The 2595-nt window shown below is 73.6% G+C and carries 4 protein-coding genes; 2 read left to right on the top strand and 2 right to left on the bottom strand.

From position 1 onward, the window contains the following. Positions 1-221: hypothetical protein (locus HF577_RS37020; protein ID WP_211175434.1), on the top strand; the 221-nt coding region annotated here is incomplete at its 5' end. Between the two features lie 276 nt (positions 222-497). Next, positions 498-1262 (top strand): SDR family NAD(P)-dependent oxidoreductase, encoded by a 765-nt coding sequence (locus tag HF577_RS37015; protein ID WP_169400655.1) that lies wholly within the window; start codon positions 498-500, stop codon positions 1260-1262. 8 nt (positions 1263-1270) lie between these two features. Here HF577_RS37015 and HF577_RS37010 read toward each other — a convergent pair whose 3' ends face one another. Together HF577_RS37010 and HF577_RS37005 are read right to left on the bottom strand one after the other, a co-directional pair. Beyond that, positions 1271-1960 carry an HAD family hydrolase gene (locus HF577_RS37010; RefSeq protein ID WP_211175433.1) on the bottom strand — a complete coding sequence of 230 codons (690 nt, stop codon included), beginning with the start codon at positions 1958-1960 and terminating at the stop codon, positions 1271-1273. A gap of 52 nt (positions 1961-2012) precedes the next feature. Continuing rightward, on the bottom strand, positions 2013-2546 hold the full coding sequence (locus HF577_RS37005) for a hypothetical protein (protein ID WP_169400654.1): 534 nt from the start codon (positions 2544-2546) through the stop codon (positions 2013-2015). Positions 2547-2595 lie beyond the last annotated feature (49 nt).

The following is a 2595-nucleotide window of genomic DNA, read 5'->3' as shown; positions in this document are numbered from 1 at the left end:
ACCAGAAGGGTCCCCGGGACCAGAAGGGCGGCCCGCGGGACCAGAAGGGCGGTCCGCGCGGGGACCAGCGCGGCGGTGGCGGCGACCGGCGTGGCGGCGACCGGCGTGGCGGGAGCGGCGGCCGGGCGGGCGGCTCGAGCGGCTCCGGTGGGGGTCTCGGCAACAGCGCGATGGCCGACGCCCTGCGTCGCGCCGGCCTGACGGGGGACGGGAAGAGCTGAGCGCACCGCCCCGGACGCGGCACTCGCGTCCGGGGCGACCTGCCCGCCGGTCGTCCCGAGGAGCGGGTCCGTCCCGGTCTCGCGGGCAGCCGTGGTGCGGAGCAGTTCGGGCGCCGCCTCGATCGCCCGCCAAGTTCCCCACCTCACTCTCGGTTGCTATACGGAGCAGGGTCCACTTATGGTGCAGAAGAAGCGGATCTGGCTCCGCTTCTGCGTCCTGGGACTCGTCCCTCCCGGCGTGGGACACGTGGAGCCGACAACACCTTGGAGGACGACATGTCCGGACGGCTGCACGGCACGGTGGCTCTCGTGACGGGTGCCAGCAGTGGGATCGGCGAGGCGACCGCGCGCGGCCTCGCCGAGGAGGGGGCGGCGGTCGCGGTGCTGGCCCGGCGCCGCGACCGGCTCGAGGAACTGGCGGGGACGATCCGGGCCGGCGGCGGAACGGCCCTCGTGGTAGAGGCCGACATCACCGACCAGCAGCAGGCCGCTGCGGCCGTGGAGCGCGTGGTGACCGGGCTCGGCCGGCTCGACACCGTCGTCAACAACGCCGGTGTCATGCTCGTCGGGCCGGTCTCCGACGCACCCACCGAGGAGTGGGAGCGCATGCTCGCGATCAACGTGCAGGCCGTGCTGTACGTCACGAAGGCTGCGCTGCCGCATCTGCGCAGCGCCGCCGAGGACTCTCCCCGCCGGGTGGCCGACCTAATCACGATCAGCTCGACCGCGGGCCGGGTCGCCCGGGGCGGGAACGCCGTCTACAGCCTGACGAAGTTCGGGGTCGGCGCGTTCTCCGAGGCCCTGCGCCAGGAGGTGATGCAGCAGCATGTGCGGGTGAGCGTGGTCGAGCCCGGAACCGTCGACACGGAGCTGAGCACGCACGTGCGGGACGGTCTGCGGGAATCCATCGCCCGCCAGGTGGGGTCGATCGAGCGGCTGCGACCTGAGGACATCGCCGACGCCGTCACCTACATCGTCACCCGGGACCGCCGCGTGGCCGTCAACGAGATCCTCGTGCGGGCGAGCGAGCAGACCTGGTAGCGCGGGTGTCAGCCGGCGAGGAGGGCCACCGCCTGCTCGACGTCCCCCAGGTCGTCGAGCACGTGATGGGCACCGGCCGCGGCGAGCTCTGAGGCCGGGGTGGCGCCGGTGGCCACCCCCACCGCCACCACCCCCGCGGCGAGCGCGCCCGCCACGTCGTGCACGGTGTCGCCGATCACCAGCACGTCCTCGTCGGCGAACGGCCCGTGCGCGGCCTCGGCCCGTTGCCGGCAGCGAAGTACGAGCTCCGAACGGACGGCGTGGTCGTCGCCGTAGCCGCCGATCGCGGTGTCGAAGTAGCGCTCCAGCCCGAACGCCGTCACCTTCGCGATGCCGATGGCGGTGATGTTGCCGGTGACGAGCGTCTGCACGACACCGGGACGGGAGTGCAGGGCGGCGAGGACCTCGGCGACACCGGGCAGCAGCCGCCCCTGCCCGCGCATGAGGTGGCTGCGTGCCCCGAACTCCACCGCGTAGCGCGTGAAGAACTCCGCCAGGTGCGGGGCCGCGTCGGCGATGCCGTGCTGGGCGAACAGCTCCGGGGTGATCGAGAGGTCGGTGCGTCCCGCGGCCATCAGCGAGCCTGCCCAGGCCTGGCCGGTGACGGCGGTGAACGCGGCCGCATACGCCTCGACACCCACCCCGCCCCCGACGAGCAGGGTGCGGTCGACGTCCCACATCAACAGCCGCCGGTTCACCTGCCGATCCTCGCACCCCCGGCCGGGCGCCGTCGCGGACCCTGGGACGGGGTCAGGGGGCCGTGCAGTTCGAGCCGTTGGCGATGTCCAGACCCCACGAGTTGACGTGCGCGGAGTGGGCGTCGCCGCCCAGCAGCAGGGTCCACGTGCCGTCGGCCTGGAACCCGTCGAACCGGGAGAGCGGCAGACCGCTCGGACGGTGCGGGCCCCGGTAGGGCGCAGTCCCGGTCTCCAGATCCGCGGCGGCCTCGTCGTCGAACACCGTGCCGGAGAGGAGCTCGGTGTCCCCGCCGTCGTCGACCGCGAGGTTCGTGCGGAGACCCTGCGGGGACCGCAGACTCAGCTCGAGGTCATCGAGCACGATCCCCCCGCCGCCCCGCATGGACAGGTCCACGAACACGTTCACGTCCCGCACCTGGCCGAGCCCACTGAACGTCACGGAGCTGGAGCTCGTCCACCCCGGGCTCGATCGCAGCGACGCCACCGCGCACGTCGCCGCGGGTGCAGCCGCCGCCGGGATCGTGCTCACGAGCAGGGCGGACACCGCGACGCCCGCCGCCGCCCCGACCCGTCCGCCACGCCACATACGCCGGATCGTTGCAGTGCGGCGCCGATCCGGCCAGGTTCAGCGGCCC

This window comes from Pseudonocardia xinjiangensis, from assembly GCF_012911925.1.
In the GTDB taxonomy this organism is placed as follows: Bacteria; Actinomycetota; Actinomycetes; order Mycobacteriales; family Pseudonocardiaceae; genus Pseudonocardia; species Pseudonocardia xinjiangensis.
The sequence above is the reverse complement of the archived record's forward strand: the minus strand, read 5'-3'. Positions and strand labels throughout refer to the sequence as shown.